Source organism: Candidatus Zixiibacteriota bacterium (genome assembly GCA_040752595.1).
GTDB lineage: Bacteria > Zixibacteria > MSB-5A5 > WJJR01 > WJJR01 > JACQFV01.
The window spans coordinates 2149-28286 of record JBFMGX010000050.1; the positions used below are offsets into that span (position 1 = coordinate 2149).

The window sequence follows — 26138 nt, forward strand, 5'->3', positions numbered from 1 at the left end:
CCCCAAGTGGTAAGATCACGAATCCCTCGAACCCCTCGCGATCTACTTCACATGCAGCCGTAGGGTGGATCCTCTGCACCCGCCCCTACTCCACCGTCACACTCTTGGCCAGGTTGCGCGGCTGGTCGACGTCGCAGCCGCGCAGGACGGCCATGTGGTAGGCCAGCAGTTGCAGCGGAATGATCGACAGGAGCGGGGTGAGGCATTCGAGCGTCTCGGGGACATAGATCACATGGTCGACGTGCTCCTGAATCGTGCTGTCGCCCTCGGTGGCGATGGCGATCAAGGTCCCCCGGCGCGCCTTCACCTGCTGGATGTTGTTGATCACCTTGTCATAGACCGAATCGCGCAGCGCCATCACCACCACCGGCATGCGTTCGTCGATCAAGGCGATCGGGCCGTGCTTCATCTCGGCGGCGGGATATCCCTCGGCGTGGATGTAGGAAATCTCCTTGAGCTTGAGCGCGCCTTCCAGCGCGACCGGGAAGTTGTAGCCGCGTCCCAGGTAGAGAAAGTTGTCTTTGCGGAAGTAGTCGGCGGCCAGACCGCGAATGTCCTCCTCGCGGTCAAGGATGGACTGAATCTGATCGGGGATGCGGTCCAACGCCTGGAGCATCTTCATCCCGCGCTCGTATGACATCTCGCGCTGTCGTCCCAACAGCAGCGAGATCAACGCCAGCACGGTCACCTGCGATGTAAATGCCTTGGTCGAGGCCACACCGATCTCCGGCCCGGCGTGGATGTAGACACCGCCGTCGGACTCGCGCGCGATGGTCGAGCCGACAACATTGCAAATGCCGAGCGCCGTGGCGCCCTTACGCTGCGCCTCGCGCATCGCCGCCAACGTGTCGGCGGTCTCGCCCGACTGCGAGATCACGAAGACCGCGGTCCCCGGACGGATCACCGGCGAGCGGTAGCGGAACTCGGAGGCATATTCGACTTCGACCGGGATGCGCGCCAGATCCTCGATCATGTACTCGCCGATCAACGCCGCGTGCCACGAGGTCCCGCAGGCGGTGAAGATCACCCGGTCGATCTGCCCCAGCTCATCGAGGTGGCGTTTGATGCCGTTGAGACGCGAGGTTCCCTCATCGGGATTGAGACGGCCGCGCATGGCGTTCTTCACCGTGGTCGGCTGCTCGTGGATCTCCTTCTGCATGAAATGGGCGTAGCCGCCCTTTTCGATCTCCTCCAGCGACCACTCGATCGCCTGGATTTCACGCGTCACTTGGGTCCGGTCGATCTTGAAGATCTCGGAATCGTCGCGCGTCACCGCCGCCATCTCCAAGTCCTCGAGATAGACGACCTGATTGGTGTGGCGAATCAGCGCCGCGACGTCGGAGGCGACAAAGTTCTCATCGTTGCCGCGCCCGATCACGAGCGGCGATCCATGTCGCGCCGCCACGATCAATCCGGGATTGCCGACCGCCGCCACGGCGATCCCATAGGTTCCCTGCACCTGCATGAGCGCCAGACGCGTTGCCTCGACGAGATTACCGTCATAGTACTCGGCGATCAGTTGCACGAGGATCTCGGTGTCGGTTTCGGTGGCGAACTGATGCCCTTGGCGCACCAGCCACTCGCGCAAGGTGGCGTAGTTCTCGATGATGCCGTTGTGGACCAATGCGATCCGTCCGGTATCGTCGATGTGGGGATGCGCATTGCGATCGACCGGTTCGCCGTGTGTGGCCCAGCGCGTGTGCGCAATCCCGCACGTGCCGGGGTAGTTCTTCCCCGTGATCTCCTGCTCCAACCGCGCGATCTTGCCGGCGAACTTCTCCGCCACCAGACCCTGGGGGCTGAACAGCGCGAATCCCGCCGAGTCGTACCCGCGGTATTCCATCCGCTTGAGCCCCTCGATCAGGATCGGGAGCGCTTCTTGATTACCGACATAGCCGATGATTCCGCACATATGATCCTCTGCATTCGCACCAAGCGTCAGCATCCGTCCTTGGAGGAACTCCCCTTGGGGAGACTCACCGTGGGGACAGTGACCCTGACCAGTTCTTCACGCGTCCCGTTCGTGAGATCCACGGTCAGCAACGGTCCGATGCCCGGGAAGTAGTACTTGTTCTCGTTCACGTCCGGCTCAAGGGGTGTGAAGTCACGGGTCCTCAGGCAGTTGGTGAACGTCCCGAAGGGAACATCGGCGGAGGCGTTCAGATCAAGGACTTCCCCCATGTCCTCGGCGACACAAGCATAGTACTCCTGCCGATACTGCTGCCCGACCGACGGATGTGATGGAATCAGGATCCCCGGCTGGGCGCCATCGACACCGGCCTCCCAGGAACCCTTGGTGCTCACAACATGTCCGCCCGACATCTCCTTGGTATCCTCGCCGAAGTACCAGACCGCGCCCGCCGTGTCCTGAGCAAACCAGTCATAGGTATCCTCGATTACCTCTGTTCCCGATCTCAGGACATCGTGGACGATGGTGCACGACACCCCGAGGATCGTTTTCTTTTCCGCCAGCACGGTCACCTCGACCGTGTCCTCGCCTTCGGCGTAAACGAACACGGTTCCCGGCTGCAACGGGAATAGCGGATTGGTGACCGCGGCGACGAACGCACCGGCGTTGATGCTGGGATTATACGATGTGTCGACTTTGCACTTGCTGTCGGTACTGCTGCAACCGGCTGACAATGCGGCGAGGAGCAACGGCAGCATGACCGCGCATCGGGATCGCTTGTGGGGTTTGATCGCCATGTTCATCTCCTTCTGGCAGACACTTACGTCTCGAGCCACCATGGGCACTGCCCGCCAGAGGCGGACAAGCACGCCGTGCCCTTACAAACGATATCCCAATGCGCCGATGGCCTCCTGCAACAGGATGTTGGCTTCTCGCGATGTCCTCGCCTCGGTGGCAATGCGAACAATCGGTTCCGTGTTGGAATGCCGTGCGTGAATCGACGCCTCAGGCAGGATGACTTTGACTCCGTCACGGGTGTCCTGTTGCTTTTCTATGAAGTGGCGCGCGAAACGTTCCAGCCGTTGGGTCCAGTCAACGGGTCTCGGTAGTGTCTTCTTCGCGGCGAAGTAGCGTGGAAGAGCGGTGTCAATCTCTGAAATCGGCACGTCGGAGCGCGCCAGAAGTGAGAGAACCAGCGCCATGCCGAGTAACGCATCGCGTCCGGGATGCAACGCGGGCATGATCACGCCGCCGTTTCCTTCGCCGCCGATTGCTGCCCGTTTGGCTTTCATCATCATGGCGACGTTGATTTCGCCCACTTGGGCCGTGCGACACCGCTGCCCGAATGACTCGGCGACATCGGCGACGGCCTGCGATGTGGAGAGATTCACCACCACCGGGCCGGGCTTCTGCGAGAGTACCCAGTAGGTGGCCAGGACTAACGTCCGTTCCTCACCCAAAGGCCGACCGTGTTCATCGACAATGGCCAGACGGTCGCTGTCGGGGTCCGCGGCGAAGCCGACGTCGGCACGGGAACGTCGAACCGCGGCGCCCAGCGGCCTGAGATTCGCTGGGACCGGCTCCGGCCCACGGGGGAAGGTCCCATCGGGCCGGCAATACAGCCGCTGTACATGGCATCCGAGTCGCTCCAGAAGCGTGGGGCCATAAATGGCGGCCGCCCCGCCGCCGGCATCAAAGACAACTCTGGGCTGACGGCGGCGGATCGCTCCGACATCGATCACCGGGAATTGCATGATCCTCTTGATGTGGACGTCCAGCATTGCCGTACTGGCGCTGCATCTCCCGATCCGATCCCAGCGCTTGTAGGCCAGTTTGCCGGTATCCGCAAGGCGGTAGATCTTCTCCAGCATCGTCGGGGGGAAAACCGCCCGCGAAGAACCCAGGAACTTCAAGGCGTTCCAATCAATCGGATTGTGTGAGGCCGTGATGGCCAGCCCCGCCCGTGCCCGGAAGTGGGTCACCGCCAACGGGACAGTCGGCGTCGGCGCCACGCCGATGTCAATCACATCGCAGCCGACCGCCAGCAGACCTGCGATCGCGGCTTCTTTGATGATTGGCCCGGTCGGGCGCGTGTCCGAGGCGACAATGACCCGCCCGCCATGGAGCATCGTCCCGAATGCCGCCGCATGGCGCGCGGCGATCTCCGGCGTCAGATCGACGCCGACGATCCCGCGAACCCCTGACACCGAGCGCAACAACATCCATCCCCCATGGAACCGCCGAACAACGTGTTGTTCCACCGTGCGGTTGGCAGGTGGGCAGAGCCCACCCTACAAGAACAAGGCAACTCTCACGTAGGGTGGGCTCCGCCCACCGTGGAAAGATACACACTCCCGGCCGGGTCGAACCACCGCGAAGTGATGGCACAAATCCCATGCCGCGGGCCCGTCGGCGCGGTATACTTTATGCGCTCGCAGGGGAACGCCATGGGCCGACAGCGCATCAATCTGATGATCATGACCCCCGGTGCGCCGGAACGGCCGGTGCGGTCATACTCCCTCCCGTCGTACCTGCCGCGACTTCTGATTGTGGTCGGATCGGTGTTTGGGGTGGTGCTCGTCGCCACGTGCATCATGACCGTGTATTACTTCCGGTCGATCCAACTGATCGAGGCGCTGAAGAGTGAGAACGAGACGCTGAAGAAGGCCATGGCACAAGTTTCGCGTCTGCAGACCGAACTGGAATACCACCGCGACTTCACCCGCCGCGTGGCGGAAATGCTGGGGATCTCAGTCCCGGACTTCGCCGATTCGGCGCAGGTGGCCTTGGCGGCCAGCGAGGAGGCGAGTCTGGGAGCGAATGTCGCCGCCGCGACGACGGGGGACCATCAGACTCCGGGTTCGCTGATCCCCGGGATTCTGGTCAGCGATTGTTCCCCCGATCCGGACAATCGCCCGCGCGGCATGCCGGTGAATGGCCCTCTGTCACGCGGCTTTGCCCCGTCCGCCGCCAATCCCGAGTTGCGGCACAGCGGGATCGATTTCGCCGTTCGCGAAGGGACATCGGTTCTCGCCACCGCCGATGGCCAAGTCGAGTACGCCGGCGCCGACAGCGTTTATGGTTTCTTGATCGTGATCAATCATGCCAACGGCTTCAAGACGACGTACGGTCACAACTCGGTGATCCTGGTTGCGACCGGCGATCATGTCCAGCGCGGCGACCGCATCGCCTTCTCCGGCAACACCGGCGTGTCCACCGCGCCGCATCTGCATTACGAGATCGTCGAGAACGGTCAGCCGGTCGATCCGACCAAGTTCCTCGGTAAATAACCCTCGTCTGTCCCGTCGCGGCACGTGGGATTGTCAAAATCCCCCCGCGGTGGTTGGTGTTCCTTGAACACCAGGGGTATCTTGGTGTGTCGAACACAGCAATCCGTGCATCGGACCATGGGAGGGAACAGGGGATGAAGGCATCAGAGCTCATTGAGCACTTGCAGGTCGATCTGGCCGACGAGTTGGCGGCGATCACGCAGTACATGTATCACCACGTCATGGTCACCGGTGCGCAGGCGCCGGCGATCACCGATCTGTTTCGCAAAGTCTCCATCGATGAGATGAAGCACGCCGAGCGGCTGGCGGAGCGCATCTGCGAGCTGGGTGGGGTCCCGACTGTGAAACCCACGGAGATCAAGGTTGGCGGCGACTGGATGCAGATGGTTAGAGAGGACCTCGAGGGCGAGCTACGCGCCATCGAGACATATCGCAAGCAGATCAAGATGATCGGCGACGACAACCCGATCACGCGGCGTCTGTTGGAGGACCTGCTGATCGACGAGAACCGTCATGCCGAGCAGTGGAAGACGGTGCTGGGGAAGTAGACCGCATTCCGAGGCAGGTCCTCATGCCGAGGAACGGAAGGCCGCGAAATGGTCTCGCGAAGGCGGGGGCCTGTTGGGTAGCGCTTGGATTTGCTCAAACAAATGTTTAACGGAATCCGTTAACAGTTTACCAGCAGGCGCAACGGGACACAATGGACGTCTACTTCAAGTCTGAGCGCCTCATGGTGGCATGCAATGAGAAGCAGAAGGGAATCAGAGCCTACGGGGATCGGAGGTTTCGCCTGATCCGTCGACGACTGGACGACTTGACCGCAGCGCTGCGACTCAGCGACATGCGGGGTATCGGGAATTGCCACGAGCTCAAAGGCGACCGTAAGGGTCAGTTGGCAGTGGACTTGGACAAAGGGTGGCGATTGCTCTTTGTCCCCGCCCAAGATCCAGCTCCGATCAAGCCTGACGGAGGTCTCGACTGGTCGAAGGTCACGTCTGTTTCTATCGTAGATGTGGAGGACTACCAGTGACTGGGAACCCAACCTACCGATACGCTCCCGACTCTGTCACTCGCCCAGGAGAGACCCTTCGAGACGTGCTGAATTCAGTCGGAATGACCCAGAGAGACCTGGCGCGACGCACGGGTCGGCCACTCAAGACGATTAACCAAATCGTCATGGGCAAGACGGCAATCACGTCCGAAACTGCACTCCAGTTCGAGCGTGTCTTGGGAGTTTCTGCTGCGTTCTGGGTGAGCAGAGAGGCGCACTATCGGACGTATCTCGAGCTTGATCAGGAGAGCCGGCGGCTGGAGGTAAGTGTCGATTGGGCGAGGCGCTTCCCAATCAAGGAGATGACTAAGCACGAGTGGTTGCCAGCTGCCAACACCGCTGTGCAGAAGCTCCAGGGACTACTGAACTTCTTCGGCATCGCATCACCGCAGGAGTTTGACCGCGTCTGCTTGCCAAGTGCGTCTTTCCGCATGCCCGCAAAGCTCGCCGCTGACAAGTACTCCCTATCCGCGTGGTTGCGTAAAGGGGAAATCGAGGCACAAGCCATTGAGTGTGAGCCGTTCGACGCCGAGCGCTTCCGGCAGGCCCTGCAGGAGGCGCGCGCGTTGACCGTCAAGCCACCACAGGTGTTCCTTATCGAACTGCGCCGCCTCTGCTCCGCAGCCGGAGTTGCCGTAGTTTTGGTACGCGAGCTGCCCAAAATGCGCGCAAGCGGCGCCACACGATGGCTTTCGCCTCAAAAGTCGCTAATTCAATTGTGCCTTCGTGGCAGGTATGCTGACATCTTCTGGTTTAGCTTCTTCCACGAGGCGGCTCACATACTGCGCCACGGGAAGCGAGAAGCCTTCTTGGATGATCTCTGTGCAGGAATCGTCAAGGACGACGGACAGAAATCGCAAAAGGAAATTGAAGCCGACGAGTTTGCCTCAAACCACCTGATTCCACGTCTTCAGTTGCAGGATTTCAAACAATCCCAGAAACGTAGCGCGAACGCCGTACGGGCTTTTGCTGGCGATTTGAGGATCAGTCCTGGGATCGTGGTGGGGCGCCTTCAGCATGAGGGATACATCCCACACAGCCACCTGAATAACCTGCGTGTGCGCATGACGTGGACGGACCCTGGGTGCGAGTAGATCTCATCGACGCTCGCAAGGGTCCCCTCGGTCGTGGCGCCCGAGCTACTACCCTCTCGCCCCAAATACAAACCCCCGCCGACATCGGCGGGGGTTCATGTTGATCAGAATCGTCGAACAGTCGGATTAGTGCGAGCTGCCCGAACCGGACGCCTCGGCAGAGGTCGTCGTCGTGCTCGCCTTCTTGGCGCAGCATCCGGCGCCGGCGGCCTTGGCGTGGCCGACACAACCCGAACCGGCACCAGCAGTCGTCACCGCCGCCTCGGCGGTCATCCCGTCCTTCTCGCACTTGGCCACATGCGCTTCGGCCGCCTCACGGGTCATCCCCTTGGCCACCAAGGCATCAACACACGCCTCGCGCGACGGAACCGGAGTGGTCTCGATCGCGGCGGCGGTGGTGATCCCATGGGAACACTGCTTCCCAGAGGCCTTGTCGGCCTGGCACTTGGCCCAGCAGGCCTCGGCTTCGGCACGGGTGTATCCCTTTTCCTTCATGCACTTGGCGATGCAGGTCTCTTTGTCGCCGCAGTCCTTGCCCGATGTCTGGGTCGCGACCGCCGCCGTGGCCGTAGCGTGCGGGCACGCTGAGGTCGAGGTGGCTGCCGCGGTGGTCAGGTTCCCGTGCGCGCTCTTGCAGTTCGCCTCGTAGTAGGCCTCGGCCTGCTCACGGGTCATCCCCTTCTCGGTCATGAGGGACTTGATGCACTCATCCTTGGAACAGGTCTTGCCGTCAGCATGTGCGGCGCAGGTCTTGCCATCGGCCTGCGTGGCGTTCGCTTGGGTCGCCTTGGCGCCGGCGGCACAAGCCGCGGCCGTCTTGGCATCGCACTTGGCCTTGGCTTCTGCACTGCACCCCGGACCGGCAAAGGCGGTCGAGGCGGAGAACAACCCGCTCAATGGGCAGTTGGCGCCGCAGTTCGGCCCCGAACAGACATAGGCCGCACCGGCGAAGAGGGCCAGCGCCGCGACAACCGCGACACTGGTTTGGTGACGCTCGAGAAACGACATTCCTTCCTCCCTTGCAGAACCGTTATCCCTGCTACTCTTGTCTTCTTGTCGGCACAATCACCAGGCCGTCGACCGTGGCCGATGACACTGGCAATTAAACACTCCGGCGAGGAATTGGGTCCCGATTTTTGCCCGCGCCTTCGAATTTCTACAAGATAAGTCTCGTCTTGCAACCGGGCAAAACCCACCGGTAACGGCAGGTATACCACATTCTGTCCCAATATGTTTGGGAAAAAAGACTGTCATGAAACGGAATTCCTGCCGTCTCCGGGCATGACAAGCACAGTCCCACGACCGGGATGGAATGGAACCCTCAGGTTGGTGAATCGTTCCAATGGAGCAGGGCGGCCTGTCCATTACCCCCGCCCCTGGAGACGATTTTGAGGTGTAACCTGTTGATTCCCGTAACGGTGCGTTGTAGCTACTCTTCATGGGATGCATCACCTTCACGAAAGACTGACCGTATGACCCCTGATCTCTCGTTGCTGCTCGGTACCGCGGCGACCATCGGATTTGTCCACACCGTCCTCGGACCCGACCACTATCTCCCGTTCGTGGCGATGGCCAAGGCGCGGAACTGGTCGATGGCGCGCATGTCGGTCATCCTGCTGGCCTGCGGCGTGGGTCATGTCGGCAGCTCGGTCGTGATCGGGATTCTGGGAATCGCGCTGGGCTGGGCCTTGGGCGGAATGGAGGCCTTTGAGGCGGCGCGCGGCGCTTGGGCGGCGTGGGGATTGATCGGTTTCGGTCTCGCCTACGGCACTTGGGGCGTATGGCGTGCACTGCGAGGCCGGGCACATATGCATCTGCATGTCCACGGCGACGGCACGGTGCACGATCACACGCACGGGCATGCCGATGCCCACGCCCACGCGCACACGACAGCCGGGAAGGTCAACATCACACCGTGGATTCTCTTTACGATCTTTGTCTTCGGCCCCTGCGAGCCGCTGATCCCGCTTCTCATGGTCCCGGCGGCGCAGCACAGTTGGTGGGGATTGGCGCTGGTCACGCTGGTTTTCGGCGCCGTGACCATCACGACGATGGCGGCGCTGTCGTTGGCGCTCACGTTCGGTCTGAATGTCCTGCCGCTGGGGCGTTTGGAGCGTTGGAGCCATGCCCTGGCGGGTTTCGCCCTCTTCGCCTGCGGCGCGGCGATCCAGTGGCTGGGGTTGTGAATCGAGGGCCGAGCGGATGGTATTCACAACACCCTCACCCGATCCGCCTGCGGCGGATCGACCTCTCCCCTTCGACTTCGCTCAGGCCGAGCCGGAGGGAGAGGTTATGTGGGTAACGCCGGGTGCCCACACCCGGCGCGACAGTGGTGTGGGTATCCGACCGCACTGGTGACGAGTTCGAGATTGATCGAGAATCTGGCAGAAAGGAGGACTGAGCATAGAGTTGGTCAGTTGCACGGGCCACACGTCGCCCACGGGATAGAATCTGGTTGTCGGCTCTGATTCTCTGACGTCCGTACGAGTTTACAGGAGATTGATATGGCGAAGATCATGCTATTCATCGATGGCACTTGGCTCTACTCGAACATGCCGCGTCTGGCCGAGTCGTACATCCGCCCCGATTTCCACATCGATTTCGGCAAGCTGCCGCGTGTCCTCTCCGGTGAAGTGGGGACCCGCATGGGCGGCGATACGGTTGGATTGGACGTCGTGCGTACCTACCTGTTCGGCAGCTACGCCGCCAACTACGATCTGCGCGATGATGAAGCGGTGCAACGGCGGCTCGACTTCTTCGCCATGCTGAAAGAGGACTACCACTACGAGGTGGAGACCTTTCCGATCAATTTCCGTGGGCGGCGTCTGCGCGCCGTCGACCGCGACATCCACGATTCGTTCGAGCCCAAGGAGAAGTGCGTCGACATCGCCCTGGCCACGCACATGGTCCAGATGGCGGCGACCAATGCCTATGACATCGGCATCGGCGTGATGGGCGATGAGGATTTCCGTCCGGCGCTGCAACTGGTGCGGCGTCTGGGCAAACGCGTCGCGATCGCCTCGATCAAGAGTAGTTGCAGCCCGGCCTTGGCCGATCCGCGCGACGATGCCCGCGTGAAGGACTTCGACATCATCTGGCTGGATGATTTGCGCAATCAACTCGAGTTACGCTATGAACCGCACATGCTGGAGTGCGAGTCACCGATTCACAAAGGCGAGCGCAAAGTCTGGACGACCTTCTATCCGCGCCGCGGCAAGAAATTCTACTGCGACGTCTGCCGCGGGGAATTCGCGCGTCAGAAAGACGAAGAGCAGCGCGAGTTGGTGAGCTCCGGTGTCGAATCCGAGACAAGCGAGACGGTGGAGATGCCCAGCATGGTGGGGCAGACGCTCTCCGGGCGTGTGGCGCGCAAGTTCCAGGAAAAGGGATATGGGTTCCTGCAGACCAACGATGGGCGCTCATACTTCTTCCACATCACCGATCTGAAGAACGGTCTCGATTTCGATGCCATCGACGAGGGGTGGCACCTCGACTTTGAAGTCAAGCGCGACCCCGGTCCCGACAAGGCCGGCGCCGCGCAGAATGTCCGTCCCCACGCCGAGCAACCTGCCCCGGGGGAGGCGGTGGCGACGTAGACAGAGCACGCACCCGGCTGACAGGTCCGTCCAGCCGGGCAAAGAGAGAGTTAAGATGTGGGCAAACAGAGCACTCGATGCCGCGCTCATGTTGGTCGCATGGCTCGTTATTCCGGTTCAGCTTGTCACGACCTTTGTGCTTGGCATTCTGGTCTCAGTGACATTTGGTCTGCTCTTGTTCCCCATGAGCTTGATTTGGATCGTCTGCTTTCTAGGGCCACTTCTTGGCTTATCGTGGATTTGGGAGAAAGCGCCTCTCCTGAGAATCCCACTTGCTGTGGTTGGGATTCCTTTAGCTTTCGTCGGGAATATCTACGCCTGCCTGATGCCCTCCATGGGTGAACTCGACAGCCGGGTCAGCAAGCTGCTCCTCTCCGAATCGTGGCCTTACTCCCTTGATTGTTGGCGTTTGATTAAGACCAAGTCGTTGCCTGAAAGTCCTGGAGCAGAGCAGTTCCGTCGGATCTTGGCTGAGGTCTCACAGAAGAATCGACCGTATCTGCAATATCTTGAGAGTCTCGGCGTGATGGCGCCCCTTGCTCCTACTCAACAAGCCGAGATAGCGCCCAAAGTCGAAGATGAGCTTGACAGCGAACTAGAAAGCTCGTAGGACAGAAGCCCTGCATGCGGTGAGCCGGGTCGAACCGCGCTCCTAATGTTTTGTGGTGTGTGCGGGTCAGCCCTTGGGCTGACCGTCGTCGCGTAGCGACGAGCACCGTGCCACGGGGCTTCACACTCGTGACGATTCGGTGCACGGGTTTGAAAAACCGTGGCACAGAGACGCGATAGGAACGGGCCTACGGCCCGTAGGTCAGCCCAAGGGCTGACCCGCACTCATGTGCAAACGTGCACGGCCGGGTGGCTTGAATGACGGAAATGCGTGCCCGCGATCTCAGATCGCGGCCTGGCGATGGCAGACAAGAAGCCACTCCCGGTCCGGCAGGCCATCGGGCGAACGGACGGACAGTTCACTTGGTTTAAGAGCTTCGCGAGAATTGGTTTCACAACACATACGGGACGCTGTGCCACGGGTCTTCAGACCCGTGCGTCTCGCCACCCCACATCGGGGATTCACGGGTCTAAAGACCCGTGGCACCAGGAGCTTGCATCCCGACCGAGGTTATGAAACCCATTGGAGGCGCGATCATCCGCCTGAGACGGTCATGCGCTGGCGAGCAATCACTTGTTCTTTTTTTCTTGTTTCAGTTTTCGTTTTTCCTTGGGATCCAGCACGCTCTTCTTCCGCTCTTCTCTCTTGGCTTTGTCTTTTTTCCCCTTGTCACCCATGGCGTGTCTCCTTGTGCGAAAACGATCTGAGTGTTTCGACCTGTTCCCGAAATTCGCGTTGATCCGCAGGAAGCCAGCACGGATCGTACGAAAAATATGCGCGGTCGCCCGATGCGCAATATCGTAATCTGGGAGATTCCTGGCGGGAAGTGCTGTCCCCGGATTCCCGCCGGGCACGGGGATTCGATGTTCACCTTTCTGATTCCTGAGACTCATGCCGTGTGCGCCGTGTGGCGAATGGGACAACAGGTCGGTAACGGTTGGAATCGGGAGCCGGCAGGGGTATAATGAACGTTTGTGTTCGGACAATCCCCGGACGCAGGCGCGACTTCAGAGGACGCAATGTCTGAGAAGAACCTTACCCCCGACCAGGTCAACGTCATCCTGGCGACCGATTGCGGGTCGACCACGACGAAGGCGATCCTGATCGAGAAACGCGGCGAGGAGTACCGTCTGATCGTCCGCGGCGAAGCGCCGACCACGGTCGAGGCGCCCTTCGAGGATGTCACGATGGGTGTCCTGAATGCGGTCGGCGAGGTCGAAGAACTGGCGGGACGCAAGCTCCTCGACGAGAATGGGCGGATCATTTCTCCGGCCAATGGCAATGTCGGCACCGATATCTACATCTCGACATCCTCAGCGGGCGGCGGCCTGCAGATGATGGTCGCTGGCGTGGTCCGCTCGATGACTGCCGAGTCGGCCGAACGCGCCGCTTTGGGCGCGGGCGCCATTGTGATGGATGTGATCGCCTCCAACGACAAGCGGCTCCCGCATGAGCAGATCGAACGCATCCGCCGTCTGCGGCCGGACATGATTCTCCTCTCGGGCGGCATCGATGGCGGCACGACCACGCATGTGGTCGAAATCGCCGAGCTGATCTCGGCGGCCGATCCGAGGCCACGTCTCGGCACCGGCTACAAGCTCCCGATCATCTACGCGGGGAACAAGGATGCCGCCGGGGCGGTGAAGGAGACGCTCGACGCGAAGACCGATTTGTCGGTCGTCGACAATCTGCGTCCGGTTCTCGAACGCGAGAACCTTCTCCCGGCGCGCGAACGCATTCATGATCTGTTCATGGAACATGTGATGGCGCAGGCGCCGGGGTACAAGAAGCTGATGTCGTGGACCGATGCGCCGATCATGCCGACCCCGGGTGCGGTCGGCTCGATCATGAAACGGGTCGCCGACATCAAGAAGATTGAAGTGGTCGGGGTCGACATCGGCGGCGCCACGACCGACATCTTTTCCGTCTTCCAGGGGATCTTCAATCGCACCGTCTCCGCGAATCTCGGCATGTCGTATTCGATCTCCAATGTCTTCGCCGAGGCGGGGCTGGACAATGTCATGCGCTGGGTGCCGTTCCACATGGATGAACGTGATCTGCGCAACCGGGTCAAGAACAAGATGATCCGCCCCACCACGATCCCGCAGATGATGGAGGAGTTGATCTTCGAGCAGGCGATCGCCAAGGAGGCGTTGCGGCTGGCCTTCATTCAGCACAAGTCGTTTGCGACTGTACTCAAGGGGGTGCAGCAGCAACGGACCATCGCCGACGCCTTCGAGCAGTCGGCGTCGGGGGCGACACTGGTCAACATGATGACGCTCGACATGCTGATCGGCTCCGGCGGAGTCCTCTCGCACGCGCCGCGCCGTCAACAGGCCGCGTTGATGCTGATCGATGCCTTCCTCCCTGAAGGCGTGACCCGTCTGGCGGTCGATTCGATCTTCATGATGCCGCAGTTGGGCGTGCTCGCCGATGTGCATCCGAAAGCGGCGACAGAGGTCTTCAACAAGGATTGCCTGATTCATCTCGGCACCTGCGTGGCACCATCGGGAGAGTCGAAATCGGGAAAGGGTTCGATCCTCGATTACACGATTGAATTCCCCGGTGGCCGTGTGGAAAAGGGCCCGCTCGAATGGGGCACGATGAAGCTCTTCCCGCTGGGCATCGATGAGAAGTCCAACCTGCCATTGACGGCCAAGGCGACGTTGGAGCCGCACCGTGCCTTCGACATCGGCGCTGGGAAGGGTGTCAAGCGCGAGTGCAAAGTCCACGGCGGTGTGGTCGGGATCATTCTCGATGGCCGCGGCCGTCCGTTTGTCCTCCCGACCGACGACAAGGTCCGCGTGGCGAAGTTGAAAGAGTGGATGAACGAGCTGGACATCTACCCACGCGAGGCGCTGGAGCGGGGGTAGGGGCGACCCGGTGGGTCGCCCACGGGTACGGCACGCCGTGCCCCGACAGAATTTGTGGGGCGGGCTTCGCCCGCCAACATGAGTGAAACACAGAACGGTGGGCAGAGCCCACCCTACAAAGACACCATGGCCCACGCGTACACACCGGGACTGAAGGTCACCGCGCAGATGCGGATCGTCAAGGAGCGCATCCTGCCGCTCAAGGGTGATGTGCTGGTCCGGAAAGGGGATCCGGTCGAGCCCGATACGGTCGTGGCGCAGACGCATCTCCCCGGTCCGGTCGAGCCGGTCAATGTCGCCAACATTCTCGGCGTGCCGCCGGAGGATGTCCCCGAGTGCATGCTTAAGAAGGAAGGCGAGGCGATCAAGCCAGGCGAGGTGATTGCGCGCTCGTCGTCGTTCTTCGGGCTGTTCAGGTCCGAATGCAAATCCAAGATCGAAGGCACAATCGAGAATGTCTCCCACATCACGGGCCAGGTGCTCCTGCGCGGTCTGCCGCTGCCGGTGCAGGTTAAAGCATACTTGAAAGGAGAAGTGACCGATGTCCATCCCCGCGAGGGCGTGACCGTGGCCTGCCTCGGCGCCTTCGTGCAGGGGATCTTCGGCATCGGCGGCGAGACGCACGGGCCGCTGCGAGTCCTCTCTAGAGATCACAATGAAGTGCTCGACGAGGCGCACGTTCCCTCTGACTGCAGAGGTCAGGTGCTCGTCGGCGGCTCACTGGTCACGGCAGCGGCGATGAAGAAGGCGATTGCCGCTGGAGCGCGGGGGATTGTCGTTGGTGGCTTCGGCGACCGCGACCTGCGCGATTTCCTTGGTTACGATCTCGGCGTGGCGATCACCGGCTCGGAGGAACTGGGAATCACGCTCGTGGTCACGGAGGGATTCGGGCAGATTGCGATGGCGGCGAAGACATTTCAGTTGCTAAAACGCCATGAAGGGGAGATGGCCTGCATCAACGGCGCCACGCAGATTCGCGCCGGTGTGATCCGCCCCGAAGTCGTCATTCCCAGAGTCACGAAGTCGGTCGATCAGGTCGCCGAACCGCAGATTGCCGGGCTGGCGGTTGGTTCTCCCGTACGTGTCATCCGGCAACCATACTTCGGCCAACTCGGCATCGTGACCGATCTACCCGCGCCGCTTCAGAAGCTCGAATCGGAATCGCACGCGCGTGTCCTCGAAGTCAGGCTCGACAGTGGCCAACAGGTGACTGTGCCGCGCGCCAATGTCGAGATGATCGAGGAGACCTGATTCCGCCGCCTCTCCATACTTGTTCTTGTGTTTGAGTTCCGCGCTCAGAGATCGCGGGCACACAACATCGACAGCAGTGCGTGGCCGCGATCTGTGATCGCGGTGTGCCGCGGGCGCACATTGCACTTGACTCCGATGCGTCGGCCGGGATAGGTTCCAACGGTCGTTGTCCCGCCTCAGGGACAGGTCGAATCCACAGGAAGTCAGAGATTTCGCATCGTCGAGTAACCATCCCGTGCCCAGGCAGAAATCCCCGGTACCACTGAGGATCTCATGGCTGCTGACGGCATTTGTCGTCTGTGTGGCCGTTGTCGTTCTCCCGGCACCGGTCTGGAGCCAGTCCGATTCACCTTCCGTGTCGGCGCCGATCATCGCTCAAGTGCCGCCGCCGCGTCCGCCTATCGATGTGCGTGGTGTCGATGTTCCCAATGACGACGGCGGCGCGATCACGGTGCACTGGGGCAGGTCCCCCGACGACGGCGCCGGAGCCAACGGCGTCACGGCGTACAAGATTCTGCGCGCCCCATCGACCGCCGGACCATTCGATACGATCGGGACGGCGGCGGCCGGGCAGACATCGTTCATCGACGCATCGGCGCAGACAAGCACGTCTTACGTCTACGAAGTCGCCGCCGTCGCGATGGTTCCGACGCTGAGTGGGGAGCGGGCGGCACTGCTGGTCCCTTCCGATCCGTCGCCGGTCGCTCATGCGACCGCGCAGTGGTTCCATCGCGGGCGGCTCAATGCCCTGATTGCGGTCATCATTCTGTGCTCGGCGATCTTGTACTTCATCGCGCAGGCCAAGGGCGGACGGCCGCTGTTCATCCGCAAGATCGCCGGGCTGGAGGCGGTCGATGAGGCGGTCGGACGCGCCACCGAGATGGGACGGAAGATCTTCTACATCCCCGGCACGCAGGACATGGATGAAGTTCAGACGCTGGCCGGGATCACGATCCTGGGGCGGGTCGCCAAGGTCGCCGCCGCCTACGGCGCCGATCTGGAGATTCCGGTGTCGCGCTCATTGGTCATGGTGACCTGCCGCGAAGTGGTCAAGGAGTCCTACTCCGATGCCGGGCATCCCGACGCCTACAAAGAAGACAGCATCTACTACCTCACCGATGAACAGTGGGGCTATGCCGCGGGGATCGATGGGCTGGTGATTCGACACAAGCCCGCGACGATGTTCTTCATGGGAGCGTTCTACGCCGAATCGCTGCTTCTGGCGGAGACGGCCAATTCAGTCGGCGCCATCCAGATCGCCGGCACCGCCATGCCCGCGCAGTTGCCGTTCTTTGTCGCCGCCTGCGACTACACGCTGATCGGCGAGGAGCTGTTCGCCGCCTCCGCCTACTTGTCCAAAGAACCGAAGCTGCTCGGAAGTCTGAAAGGCCAGGATGTCGGCAAAGCCATCATCCTGTTCATCATTCTGATAGGCGTCATTCTGACCAGCATCGGCGCCCTGACTCTGCAGACCAGCGATCCGGACACGCTGGGCTGGTTCAACATCGGACGGCTTTTCGACGTGCAGTAGCGGCAATCTGTGCCGGTGTGACGAGAACATGCGAATTGGCGTGAGAGCAATTGGCGTATCACCCCTCACCCTACTCTCTCCCAAGTGGGGAGAGGGGAAGTTAACCTCTCCCTCCGGGAGAGGTCGATCCGCCGCAGGCGGATCGGGTGAGGGAATCGTGCCCTTGGCCTGTTACGCGGAGAGTCTTAGAGACACCGGGTGAGACTTCCACTCATGCGCCGCGAAATCCCAACATTCATCGCCCTCGTTGTCGGCATCATCTGCATCATCCAGTTCTTCATTCCCCATTGGCCGTTCGGGCGCATGGTGGACACCTTTGCGGACTGGTTCACGATCATGCAGGCGGTGGCCATCTGGCTGGGGGCGCTGAACCTGCTCAAGATCAGCTTCCAGAAGGTCACGCGGAAGAAGGGGCACGACCGCTGGTACGGGGCCGTCGTTATTCTGTCCTTTATGTTGATGGCGATCACCGGCCTGCTTTTGTCCGGCGGGCGCCGCTTCCAGATGCCGGGGACACGGTTTGATTGGTTGTACATCAACATGTTTGCGCCGTTGGCCTCGACCATGTTTGCGCTCTTGGTGTTCTTCGTGGCCTCGGCATCCTATCGCGCGTTCCGGGCTCGCAGTTGGGAAGCCGGTTTACTGCTGGTGGCGGCGTTTCTGGTGATGTTGGGGCGCGCCCCCGTGGGCGATTCCATGACCGGGTTCATGCCGCCGGGGTACCAACTGTCCGATGTGGCCAGTTGGATCATGAACTATCCGCAGTTGGCGGGTCAGCGCGCCATCATGATCGGCATCGCGCTGGGGGTGGCCTCGGCCTCCCTGCGGCTCATTCTCGGTCTGGAGCGGTCATATCTCGGCGGCCAGTAGCGTGCGATGACGGCGACCAACGATACAGCGACGCGGACCGTGTGGGAACGGTTGTTGACGATCGACCGCCGCATCGTGTTCGTATTCGTCGGCATTGCTCTGGTGGTTCCGTTCTTCCTCGGCGTTTCTCAGAAGATGCCGGTCTCGCGCGAGGTCCGGATGATGGCCGATGCGATGGAGCGGGTCCCGGATGGCGCACTTGTGCTCATTTCCACCGACTACGATCCGCCGACGACGCCGGAGTTACAGCCGATGTCGGTGGTGTGCATGAAGTATGCGCTCAAGCGGAAGTGGCGCGTGGTGATTTGCGGTCTGTATCCGATGGGAGCGGTGCAGGGGAACATCGCCTGGGATATTGCCGTGCGCGATGAGCAGTTCCGCGACCGGCGACCCGTCTATGGCACCGACTACGTCAACCTCGGCTTTCAATCGGGGAACGAGGCCGTCATCCAGAAGATGGGGTCCGACATCCACTCGACGTTCACGCGCGACTATCGCGGCACTCCCATCGGGGAGATCCCGATCATGCGCGGGGTGACCAACCTGGGCAATCTCGATTTCATGGTGAATGTGTCCTCGGGGTATCCGGGAACGCGCGAGTGGGTGCAGTTCGGCGTGGACCGTTTCGGTCTGAAGATGGTCGCCGGCAACACGGCCGTGCAGACCACCGAGATGACGCCCTATGTCGGCAAGCAACTGCTGGGGATGGCCGGGGGCATGCGGGGCGCCGCCGAGCTCGAACAGGCCCTCGGTTTTCCCGGCAAGGCGGGGAAGTACATGGTCTGCCAGTCGGTCGCCCATGTGATTGTGATCGCCTTCATCGTGATCGGAAACATCGCCTATTTCGCCACCGGCCGGCGTCGGCGGGGAGACTGACACGTCATGTGGATGGACCATCCGGGCTGGGTTGTTTTCGGCACATGGGTCGCCGCGCTGCTGACGCTGGGGATCATTTCGTTTCTCTACCGAGACAATCCTGTCTACAAGTTCTGCGAGGCGCTCTTCGTTGGGCTCTCCGCCGGGTACTGGTTCGTCAGCTACTTCTGGCAAACGCTCCTGCCGCGGCAGTGGGACCCGCTGGCGGACGCCTTTGGGGTGCTGTTCAGCGGGCGGGCGGTGCCGTGGGGGGAGTTTGTGCTGTTGATCCCCGCGACCTTGGGTATCATGATGCTCCTGCGTCTGATCCCCGGTGCCGGCTGGCTCTCCCGCTGGCCGTTGGCGTTCGTTGTTGGTTTTACGGCCGGGTTACGTCTGATCACGTTTCTGCAATCGAATGCCATCGCCCAGTTGCACAACTCCGTGCAACCGGTGCTGGCCTACGATGGATCGGGCGGATTCCTGCTGTGGAACTCCTTCAATCTCCTCTTAGTCACCGTGGGAACATTCGCGGGGCTTTTCTACTTCTTCTTCTCGAAGGAGCACAAGGGCGCCTTCGGACGCGTTGCCCGGTTGGGGACGTGGTTCCTGATGGTGACCTTCGGCGCGGCGTTCGGATACACGGTCATGGGACGTATGTCGCTCCTGATCGGCCGCATCGACTTCCTCTTGGTCAATTGGCTGCACGTGGCACAGTGATCGGGATCCTGGGAACCGCACGGCACCGTACGTCGTGCGGAGAGGCGACAGAATCCCCTTGACCGTTCTGGGTGGGATGACGATATTAAATAATGTAGCTTGAAACAGCGGACTTGGATAGGAACACTCCCCACAGCAGCACGCATCGAACACCTAAAAGAGGACCGATCTGTTTCACCGGCCATAATGGCCAACGGACGTGGGACACCGTTTCGTCCCAAGGCTGGTAAAGGAAGTGAATCATGGCGGAAGGTACCGTCAAATGGTTCGACGACAGCAAGGGTTATGGCTTCATCTCACAGGATGGCGGCAAGGACGTGTTCGTCCACTACACCGCGATCCAGCGTGAGGGGTTCCGTTCCCTCGCCGAGGGTGACCGGGTCACCTTCGAAGTGGTCGATGGCCCGAAGGGGCCGCAGGCTGCCAATGTGAAGAAGGTCTGACCCTTTGGACACTTGGTAGGACCCGACCCCGGCGCGACGACCGCGCCGGGGTTTCCTTTTGGATGGCGCTGGCGAAAGGCGTTGCGCGCCTGTGACCCCGGCGGTAAGTTGCGCGGCGAACGGGCAGACGACGATGCGACGCTCCCGCTTCAGCACACCGGTGCATTTTCTTCTGTGGCTGCCCATGGCGGCCCTCGTTCTTGTAGTCCTCTTGCCGTCCGCTGTCCTCGCGCAGGCATCCGTGACGGGTGGGCCGCAGCCGCCGGCGTCGCCCACGGCGGTGACGGCGTTCGATGCCCCCGATGACCACGGGCATGCCATCATCGTGCATTGGAAGCTGTCTTGGGACGATGGGCAGGGGCGCGAGAATGTCGTTTCCTATAAGATCCTGCGAACGCCGCGCCTGATGGGACCATGGCCGCCCGATTCGGTGCGCGCCGATCGCCCTGATGTCCGCTTGTTCCAGTCTGCTCCCTACCATGTCGCGGCTTGGCAGTTTGTGGACGGGGAATGGGACACAGTCGGTCTGGCCCCGCCCGGTGAACCGCAGTTCGAGGACCGGGGCGGCAAGCTGCGTGACGCGGCCGACTTCCTTCCCGATCACGTGGACTTCCGTTATCGGGTGATCGCTGTCGCGTCTGACGGCGGAATGGCGACGTCGGAGATCTCCGCCCCCGCCCAGGCCGGGGGCCAGGTCATCCACTGGGGGAGAGTCGGGCACATCGGGATTCCCGTGGTGTTGTTCGTCGTTCTGGTGTTGAGTTTCGTCTCGGTGGCTCAGAAGGGGCGGGAACTCTACATTCGTCCATTGGCGGGCATCAATGCCGTGGACGATGCCATCGGGCGCGCCACCGAGATGAACCGTCCCATTCTCTATATCCTGGGTCTGGGTGCCGCCGATGAGATGCCGACGATCGCGTCGCTGACGATCCTCTCGCGCGTGGCCAAGAAGGTCGCCGAGCATCGCACCGAGTTACTGGTGCCTTGCTTTGACCCGGTGGTCATGTCGGTGGCCCAGGAAACGGTCAAGCAGGCGTATTGGGATGCCGGTCGACCGGATGAGTACAGAGACGGCATTGTGCACTACGTAACGCAGGAGCAATGGGCCTATGTGGCGGCGGTGAACGGCCTGATGGTGCGTCGGCAAACGGCCGCCAATTTCTACCTCGGTTTCTTTCAGGCCGAATCGCTGGTGCTCGCGGAGACCGGCGCCCAGACGGGCGCGATCCAGATCGCCGGCACGGACCGAACGTCGCAGATCCCGTTCTTTGTGGTGGCCTGCGACTACACTCTGATAGGTGAGGAGCTGTATGCCGCCTCCGCCTACCTCGGACGTGAGCCGAAGCTCGTCGGAACGTTGAAAGCGCAGGACTGGGCCAAGGTCGTCTTGCTCGCGGTCATGTCCTTGGGCGTTCTGGCCGCGGCGATCAATCCCGGCATCCTGCGCGCCATTTTCACGATGCACATCGATTGAATGCACTTCCAATGAAACGATATCTGCCCATTCTTCTGGTCCTGCTCAGCGGGGCTTTTCTGGTGTTCCAGTACTTCGTTCCCCACGAGACCTCTGAATTTGTCTACGAATACGCGCTCGATTGGGCACCGATCATCGGGATCTTTGCGATGACGCTGGGACTCGTTTCGCTGGCACGTGTCTCGTGGAGTCGGGTGCGCAAGCGCGAGGCGAATTGGCCCTATGCGCTTGTCACCCTGGCGGGACTGGCGTCGATCCTGGTGGCCGGTCTTTGGCCGGGGGGCGGGGGCCTGCAGGCCCCTGTCGTCGCCTGGGAGTACAGCTATCTGATGCTACCGCTTTCATCGACGATGTACGCCCTTCTGGCGTTCTTTATCGCGTCGGCGACCTATCGGGCCTTCCGGGTCCGCTCGGTCCTGGCAACCCTGCTGCTATTGGCGGCGGTCATCGTCATGTTGCGTTTCTTCCCTCTGGGGCCGCTCACGGGTCCGATCGGCGGCATGGCAGACTGGATTTTGTATGTTCCGAACTTGGCTGCGAAGCGCGCGATTCTGATCGGTGTCGGGCTTGGGGTCGTGGCCACGGCGATGAAGATCGTGCTGGGAATCGAGCGGTCGTACTTGGGACGCGATTAGCAGGTTGCTGAAGAACGCGGGAAAACGCGGATGAATGGCACCATTGTCATCCTGAGTGACCTGTCCCGAGCGAACGCGAGGGAAGCGAAGGATCTGCTGTTTCTCCCGATGAAACGAACAGCAGGTTCTTCGCCCCGCCAAAGAACGGCGGGGCTCAGAATGAAATTGATTGCCCAGGTCCAGCGGCATGGTGGATGTCCGTTCGGTGGATCGGCATGAGCATCTGGGAAAAGATGTTCGCCCTCGACCGGCGCTGGGTCTTTCTGGTCCTCGTCGTGGCACTTCTGGTTTCTCTGAAGATTCCCTTCCGCGTCTCCGTCCCCATTTCGAACGAGGCGCGTAGTATCCATGACTTCGTCGATCACCTCAAACCGGGGGATGTCATTCACCTCGCCATGGACTACGATCCCGCGGCCATGGCGGAATTGCAGCCGATGATGCTGGCGGTCCTGAAACAGTGTTTCGAGAAAGACATCAAGATCGTGATGACGGCGTTGCACCAGTACGGACCCGCCCTGGCGGCAGCGACCATCGATACCGCCATCGCCCGCCACGAGGCGCGCACCGGCGTCCGCAAGAAGAGCGGCATCGACTATGCTTACCTGGGGTACCAACCGTACGCCATTCTGATCATCCTCGGCATGGGACAGAACTACCGCATCCCGTTCCCGCGTGACTACTACGGCGTCCCCCTGGACTCGCTGCCGATGATGGCCCACATCCAGAACTTCCGCGACGTCAAGGCGGTGCTGAACATCTCGAGCACCAACGCGACGGACTTCTGGATCGCGTACGGCAACGGGCGATACGGTGTGCCGCTGGCGATCGGCGTGACCGGCGTCATGACCCCCGAGTACTACCCGTACCTGCAGACGGGACAGATCTTCGGCATCCTCGGCGGCCTGAAGGGCGCGGCGGAATACGAGACATTGGTGGGAACACCCGGCCCGGCGGTCGACGGCATGAAGGGGCAGATCGTGGCGCATGCGGTGATCATCCTCTTCATCATCATCGGGAACATCGGCTACTTCGCCGTCCGACGCGGGAAATCCGCCCGCGCCACTTAGAGGTCCTGGTGGATTGGGGCACGACCATATCGACGACCATCGCGGCGCTGTTGACGCTGGCGGTGTTCTCCTTCCTGTATCGCGACAATCCCTTCTACAAGATCGCGGAGCATCTGGTCGTCGGTGTGTCGGCGGGGTACTGGATGTTGATCCTCTACCACCAGACCCTGAAACAGAAGGCGATAGAGAAGATCTTCACCGACCATCAGTGGTGGTATGTCGTCCCCCTGGTACTCGGAATCATGATGTTGACGCGTCTGGTGCCCAAGTGGAGCTGGGTTTCGCGCTACCCGCTGGCCATCGTCATCGGGATCGGGGCGGGTGTGGCCATCCCCTTGGAGATGAAGGCCAAGGTCATCGAGCAGCTCAACGGCACGGTTGACATCGTTTCCCAGATGCACGATCCGCGGTCGACGCTCGTGACGGGCATCAACGGCGTCATCGTCATCGCTGGAATCATGACCTCGCTGGTCTACTTCTTCTTCTCCAAGGAACACAAAGGCGCCACCGGCTTTCTGGCACGGATCGGGATCGCCGTGTTGATGGTCGGTTTTGGTGCCTCGTTCGGCTTCACGGTGATGGCCCGGGTTGCGCTCTTGATCCAGCGTCTGCAGTTTCTGATATACGATTGGCTTCACTGGACCTGAGCCCCCGGGTCAGGTCCGGGGTAGAATGGAACGGTTGCGGGGTCACACGCGGCAGATCAGTGAACAATGAGGCCACGGTATTCGCGGGCAGTTCTTGTCTGGGCCATCGCCCTTGGCCTCGTCTCGGTCCGACCGGCAAGGAGTGCGGTACCGGAAGATATCTCGCTGCTGCATGCTGGGGCGCCGTCGCCGATTGGGGCCGATGTGGACTCGTTGCGCGACCGAGCCACGAGGGCACCCGGCACACAGCCGAGTACAACTGGCGATACTCGTTCAGATTCCGGTGTCGTCAAGACCAGAAGAGGAGTCGACGGGCCCGGCTTCTTTGCCTCGCCGACGGGTGCGCTCCTCAAGTCGGTGGCGTTCCCCGGCTGGGGTCAATGGTCCAATGGGAAGAAACAGAAAGCGGCCGTCTACTTCGGGATCGAGGGATATTTCATCACCAAGTCGCTGATTTGGCGGCACCGGGCGCTGCAGAGCAACGTCGACTTCACCACCGTCAGTCACGCGCGTGACCGGCGCAACTACTTTTATTGGCTGACCGGACTGACGGTCTTCATCTCGATGTTCGACGCCTACGCCGATCGTTACCTGCTGACATTGGAGCAGACGCGCGGACGCCCCGATGACTATTGGGGTGGAGAGACCCTGTCGGGATCCACAGATGACAGCGGCTGGCGACTATTGGTCGGATGGCGATTTTGAGGCCGACCGATCGCGTCGCGATGTCGGGTTCGTCCGGCCACCGTTTTTTTTGCGGCGGGCGCGTATAAGAGACTTGGCGCCCGTGCGGGCGGTTGAGGAGGAAGATGTTTCGTAGATCGAAAGGACAATGCGCGGGGTCAGTGGTGATCTTGTGCATGGCGGTCATGCTGTTGTTGACCCCGTGGGTGTCGGCGGTTGCCGACATGCTCCTGATCCCGATGGACGGGGAGCAGACCGATCATCTGAAAGCGTACGGCGTGGCCTTTCACTGCCTGACGCGGGGGGTGAAGGTCGAGTGGCTGCTGAATTATCGTGCCGGATCGTTTCTCGCCAACTACTATCAGGACATCGCCGACACCTGCAACGTGCGCGGCGTGCGGTATGAGCGGATCGGCGACGCGGCGGTCGCCGACATCCGCGCCACGATCGAGAACCAGAACATGGAGTCGGTGCTGTTGGAGAAGGCCCCGGCCATCGCCGTGTATGTTCCGCCCACGAATGAGCCATGGGATGACGCGGTGACACTGGTCTTGAATTATGCCCAGATCGACTACAAGACGTTGTGGGATGAGGAGGTCCTGCGGGGCGATCTGGCGCAGTATGACTGGCTGCACTTGCACCACGAGGACTTCACGGGGCAGTACGGCAAGTTCTATGGTTCCTACCGCGACGCACTTTGGTACCGTCAGGACCAGCAGATGTGCGAAGAGACGGCACGCCGGTTGGGTTTTCGGAAAGTCTCCGACGAGAAGAAGGCGGTGGCGCTGGCGATCAAGGACTATGTGTCGCGGGGCGGTTTCCTCTTTGCGATGTGCTCGGCGCCGGAGACGCTCGACATCGCTCTGGCGGCGGGGGACGTGGACGTTGTTCCGGCCCAGTTCGACGGTGACCCGCCCGATCCGGACTGTCAGAAGAAACTCGACTACAGCCGCAGCATGGCGTTCACCGACTTCACACTGTCGTTAGATCCCTTCGAATACTCGCACTCGGACATCGACACGTCCCCCGACCGTATCGCCTCCCGCTACGGTCCCGAGGGGGACTACTTCACCCTCTTCGACTTCTCGGCGAAGCTGGACCCGGTGCCGACCATGTTGGTTCAGTGCCATGTCGACGTGGTCAAGGGGTTCATGGGGCAGACGACGGCCTTTCGCAAGACGCTGGTGAAGAAGTACGCCACCCTATTGGGTGAGAACGAGGGACAGAACGAAGTCCGTTACCTCCACGGCAATCTCGATCGGGGGACGATTACGTTTCTGGGCGGGCACGATCCGGAAGACTACCAGCACATGATCTACGACCCGCCGACGGATCTGGCCTTGCACAAGAACTCGCCCGGGTATCGGTTGTTGCTCAACAACGTTCTGTTTCCGGCTGCCCGCAAGAAGGAGCGCAAGACCTGATGGGCAACACCTTCGCGCCGTTCCACTTCGGTGCCGACATCAGGGGCGGGGCCACGGCGAGGTCTGTCTCTGGTCGGTTTGTCCTAAGGGCTTGCATGTGCGGCGTCGACGTGT

The 26138-nt window shown here is 61.3% G+C and carries 24 protein-coding genes; 20 read left to right on the forward strand and 4 right to left on the reverse strand.

The genetic code is table 11. From position 1 onward, the window contains the following. Positions 1-85: 85 nt before the first annotated feature. The 3 genes from glmS to glmM all read right to left on the reverse strand — a co-directional run bounded on the left by glmS (position 86) and on the right by glmM (position 4131). Positions 86-1912 (reverse strand): glutamine--fructose-6-phosphate transaminase (isomerizing), encoded by a 1827-nt coding sequence (glmS, locus tag AB1792_11850; GenBank protein MEW5702905.1) that lies wholly within the window; start codon positions 1910-1912, stop codon positions 86-88. A 26-nt stretch (positions 1913-1938) separates the two neighbouring features. Further along, positions 1939-2706 carry a hypothetical protein gene (locus tag AB1792_11855; protein ID MEW5702906.1) on the reverse strand — a complete coding sequence of 256 codons (768 nt, stop codon included), beginning with the start codon at positions 2704-2706 and terminating at the stop codon, positions 1939-1941. Positions 2707-2787: 81 nt separating this feature from the next. Next, positions 2788-4131 carry a phosphoglucosamine mutase gene (gene glmM, locus AB1792_11860; protein MEW5702907.1) on the reverse strand — a complete coding sequence of 448 codons (1344 nt, stop codon included), beginning with the start codon at positions 4129-4131 and terminating at the stop codon, positions 2788-2790. Between the two features lie 225 nt (positions 4132-4356). Here glmM and AB1792_11865 point away from each other — a divergent pair, with 225 nt between their 5' ends. The 4 genes from AB1792_11865 to AB1792_11880 all read left to right on the forward strand — a co-directional run bounded on the left by AB1792_11865 (position 4357) and on the right by AB1792_11880 (position 7344). After that, complete coding sequence (locus tag AB1792_11865) at positions 4357-5199, forward strand: M23 family metallopeptidase (protein MEW5702908.1); 843 nt, start codon at positions 4357-4359, stop codon at positions 5197-5199. 134 nt (positions 5200-5333) lie between these two features. Then, positions 5334-5747 (forward strand): ferritin-like domain-containing protein, encoded by a 414-nt coding sequence (locus AB1792_11870; GenBank protein MEW5702909.1) that lies wholly within the window; start codon positions 5334-5336, stop codon positions 5745-5747. Between the two features lie 152 nt (positions 5748-5899). Further along, complete coding sequence (locus AB1792_11875) at positions 5900-6229, forward strand: killer suppression protein (GenBank protein MEW5702910.1); 330 nt, start codon at positions 5900-5902, stop codon at positions 6227-6229. A 65-nt stretch (positions 6230-6294) separates the two neighbouring features. Next, on the forward strand, positions 6295-7344 hold the full coding sequence (locus tag AB1792_11880) for a helix-turn-helix domain-containing protein (GenBank protein MEW5702911.1): 1050 nt from the start codon (positions 6295-6297) through the stop codon (positions 7342-7344). Positions 7345-7470: 126 nt separating this feature from the next. Here the strand turns inward: AB1792_11880 and AB1792_11885 are convergent, their stop codons facing one another. After that, positions 7471-8352, reverse strand: a complete 882-nt coding sequence (locus AB1792_11885) for a hypothetical protein (protein MEW5702912.1) — start codon at positions 8350-8352, stop codon at positions 7471-7473. A gap of 464 nt (positions 8353-8816) precedes the next feature. Here AB1792_11885 and AB1792_11890 point away from each other — a divergent pair, with 464 nt between their 5' ends. From AB1792_11890 to AB1792_11965, 16 genes are all read left to right on the forward strand, one after another. Then, positions 8817-9530, forward strand: coding sequence for a hypothetical protein (locus tag AB1792_11890; protein MEW5702913.1), 714 nt, complete (start codon positions 8817-8819; stop codon positions 9528-9530). Positions 9531-9848: 318 nt separating this feature from the next. Further along, positions 9849-10940 (forward strand): NYN domain-containing protein, encoded by a 1092-nt coding sequence (locus AB1792_11895; GenBank protein ID MEW5702914.1) that lies wholly within the window; start codon positions 9849-9851, stop codon positions 10938-10940. Positions 10941-10995: 55 nt separating this feature from the next. Then, positions 10996-11550 carry a hypothetical protein gene (locus AB1792_11900; protein ID MEW5702915.1) on the forward strand — a complete coding sequence of 185 codons (555 nt, stop codon included), beginning with the start codon at positions 10996-10998 and terminating at the stop codon, positions 11548-11550. A gap of 1019 nt (positions 11551-12569) precedes the next feature. Beyond that, positions 12570-14423: a glutamate mutase L gene (locus AB1792_11905; protein MEW5702916.1), complete on the forward strand. Its 1854-nt coding sequence runs from the start codon at positions 12570-12572 to the stop codon at positions 14421-14423. A gap of 78 nt (positions 14424-14501) precedes the next feature. Then, on the forward strand, positions 14502-15674 hold the full coding sequence (locus AB1792_11910) for a hypothetical protein (protein MEW5702917.1): 1173 nt from the start codon (positions 14502-14504) through the stop codon (positions 15672-15674). A 235-nt stretch (positions 15675-15909) separates the two neighbouring features. Continuing rightward, the gene (locus AB1792_11915) at positions 15910-17205 is read left to right on the forward strand and encodes a fibronectin type III domain-containing protein (protein MEW5702918.1); all 1296 of its coding nucleotides are present in this window, start codon (positions 15910-15912) and stop codon (positions 17203-17205) included. A gap of 198 nt (positions 17206-17403) precedes the next feature. Then, entirely contained in the window at positions 17404-18075 is a 672-nt protein-coding gene (locus AB1792_11920; protein ID MEW5702919.1) for a hypothetical protein, read from the forward strand. A gap of 6 nt (positions 18076-18081) precedes the next feature. Then, a complete protein-coding gene (locus tag AB1792_11925; GenBank protein MEW5702920.1) occupies positions 18082-18951 on the forward strand; it encodes a hypothetical protein in 870 nt (289 codons plus the stop codon). Positions 18952-18957: 6 nt separating this feature from the next. Then, positions 18958-19650, forward strand: a complete 693-nt coding sequence (locus AB1792_11930) for a hypothetical protein (GenBank protein MEW5702921.1) — start codon at positions 18958-18960, stop codon at positions 19648-19650. Between the two features lie 242 nt (positions 19651-19892). Further along, positions 19893-20093: a cold-shock protein gene (locus tag AB1792_11935; protein ID MEW5702922.1), complete on the forward strand. Its 201-nt coding sequence runs from the start codon at positions 19893-19895 to the stop codon at positions 20091-20093. A 133-nt stretch (positions 20094-20226) separates the two neighbouring features. Then, entirely contained in the window at positions 20227-21567 is a 1341-nt protein-coding gene (locus AB1792_11940) for a DUF6754 domain-containing protein (protein ID MEW5702923.1), read from the forward strand. 11 nt (positions 21568-21578) lie between these two features. Next, positions 21579-22202 (forward strand): hypothetical protein, encoded by a 624-nt coding sequence (locus tag AB1792_11945; protein ID MEW5702924.1) that lies wholly within the window; start codon positions 21579-21581, stop codon positions 22200-22202. A gap of 215 nt (positions 22203-22417) precedes the next feature. Further along, a complete protein-coding gene (locus AB1792_11950) occupies positions 22418-23269 on the forward strand; it encodes a hypothetical protein (GenBank protein MEW5702925.1) in 852 nt (283 codons plus the stop codon). A gap of 8 nt (positions 23270-23277) precedes the next feature. Further along, complete coding sequence (locus AB1792_11955) at positions 23278-23916, forward strand: hypothetical protein (protein ID MEW5702926.1); 639 nt, start codon at positions 23278-23280, stop codon at positions 23914-23916. 213 nt (positions 23917-24129) lie between these two features. Then, positions 24130-24621: a hypothetical protein gene (locus AB1792_11960; protein ID MEW5702927.1), complete on the forward strand. Its 492-nt coding sequence runs from the start codon at positions 24130-24132 to the stop codon at positions 24619-24621. Positions 24622-24776: 155 nt separating this feature from the next. Continuing rightward, the gene (locus tag AB1792_11965) at positions 24777-26024 is read left to right on the forward strand and encodes an asparagine synthetase B (GenBank protein MEW5702928.1); all 1248 of its coding nucleotides are present in this window, start codon (positions 24777-24779) and stop codon (positions 26022-26024) included. The last annotated feature ends 114 nt before the right edge of the window (positions 26025-26138 follow it).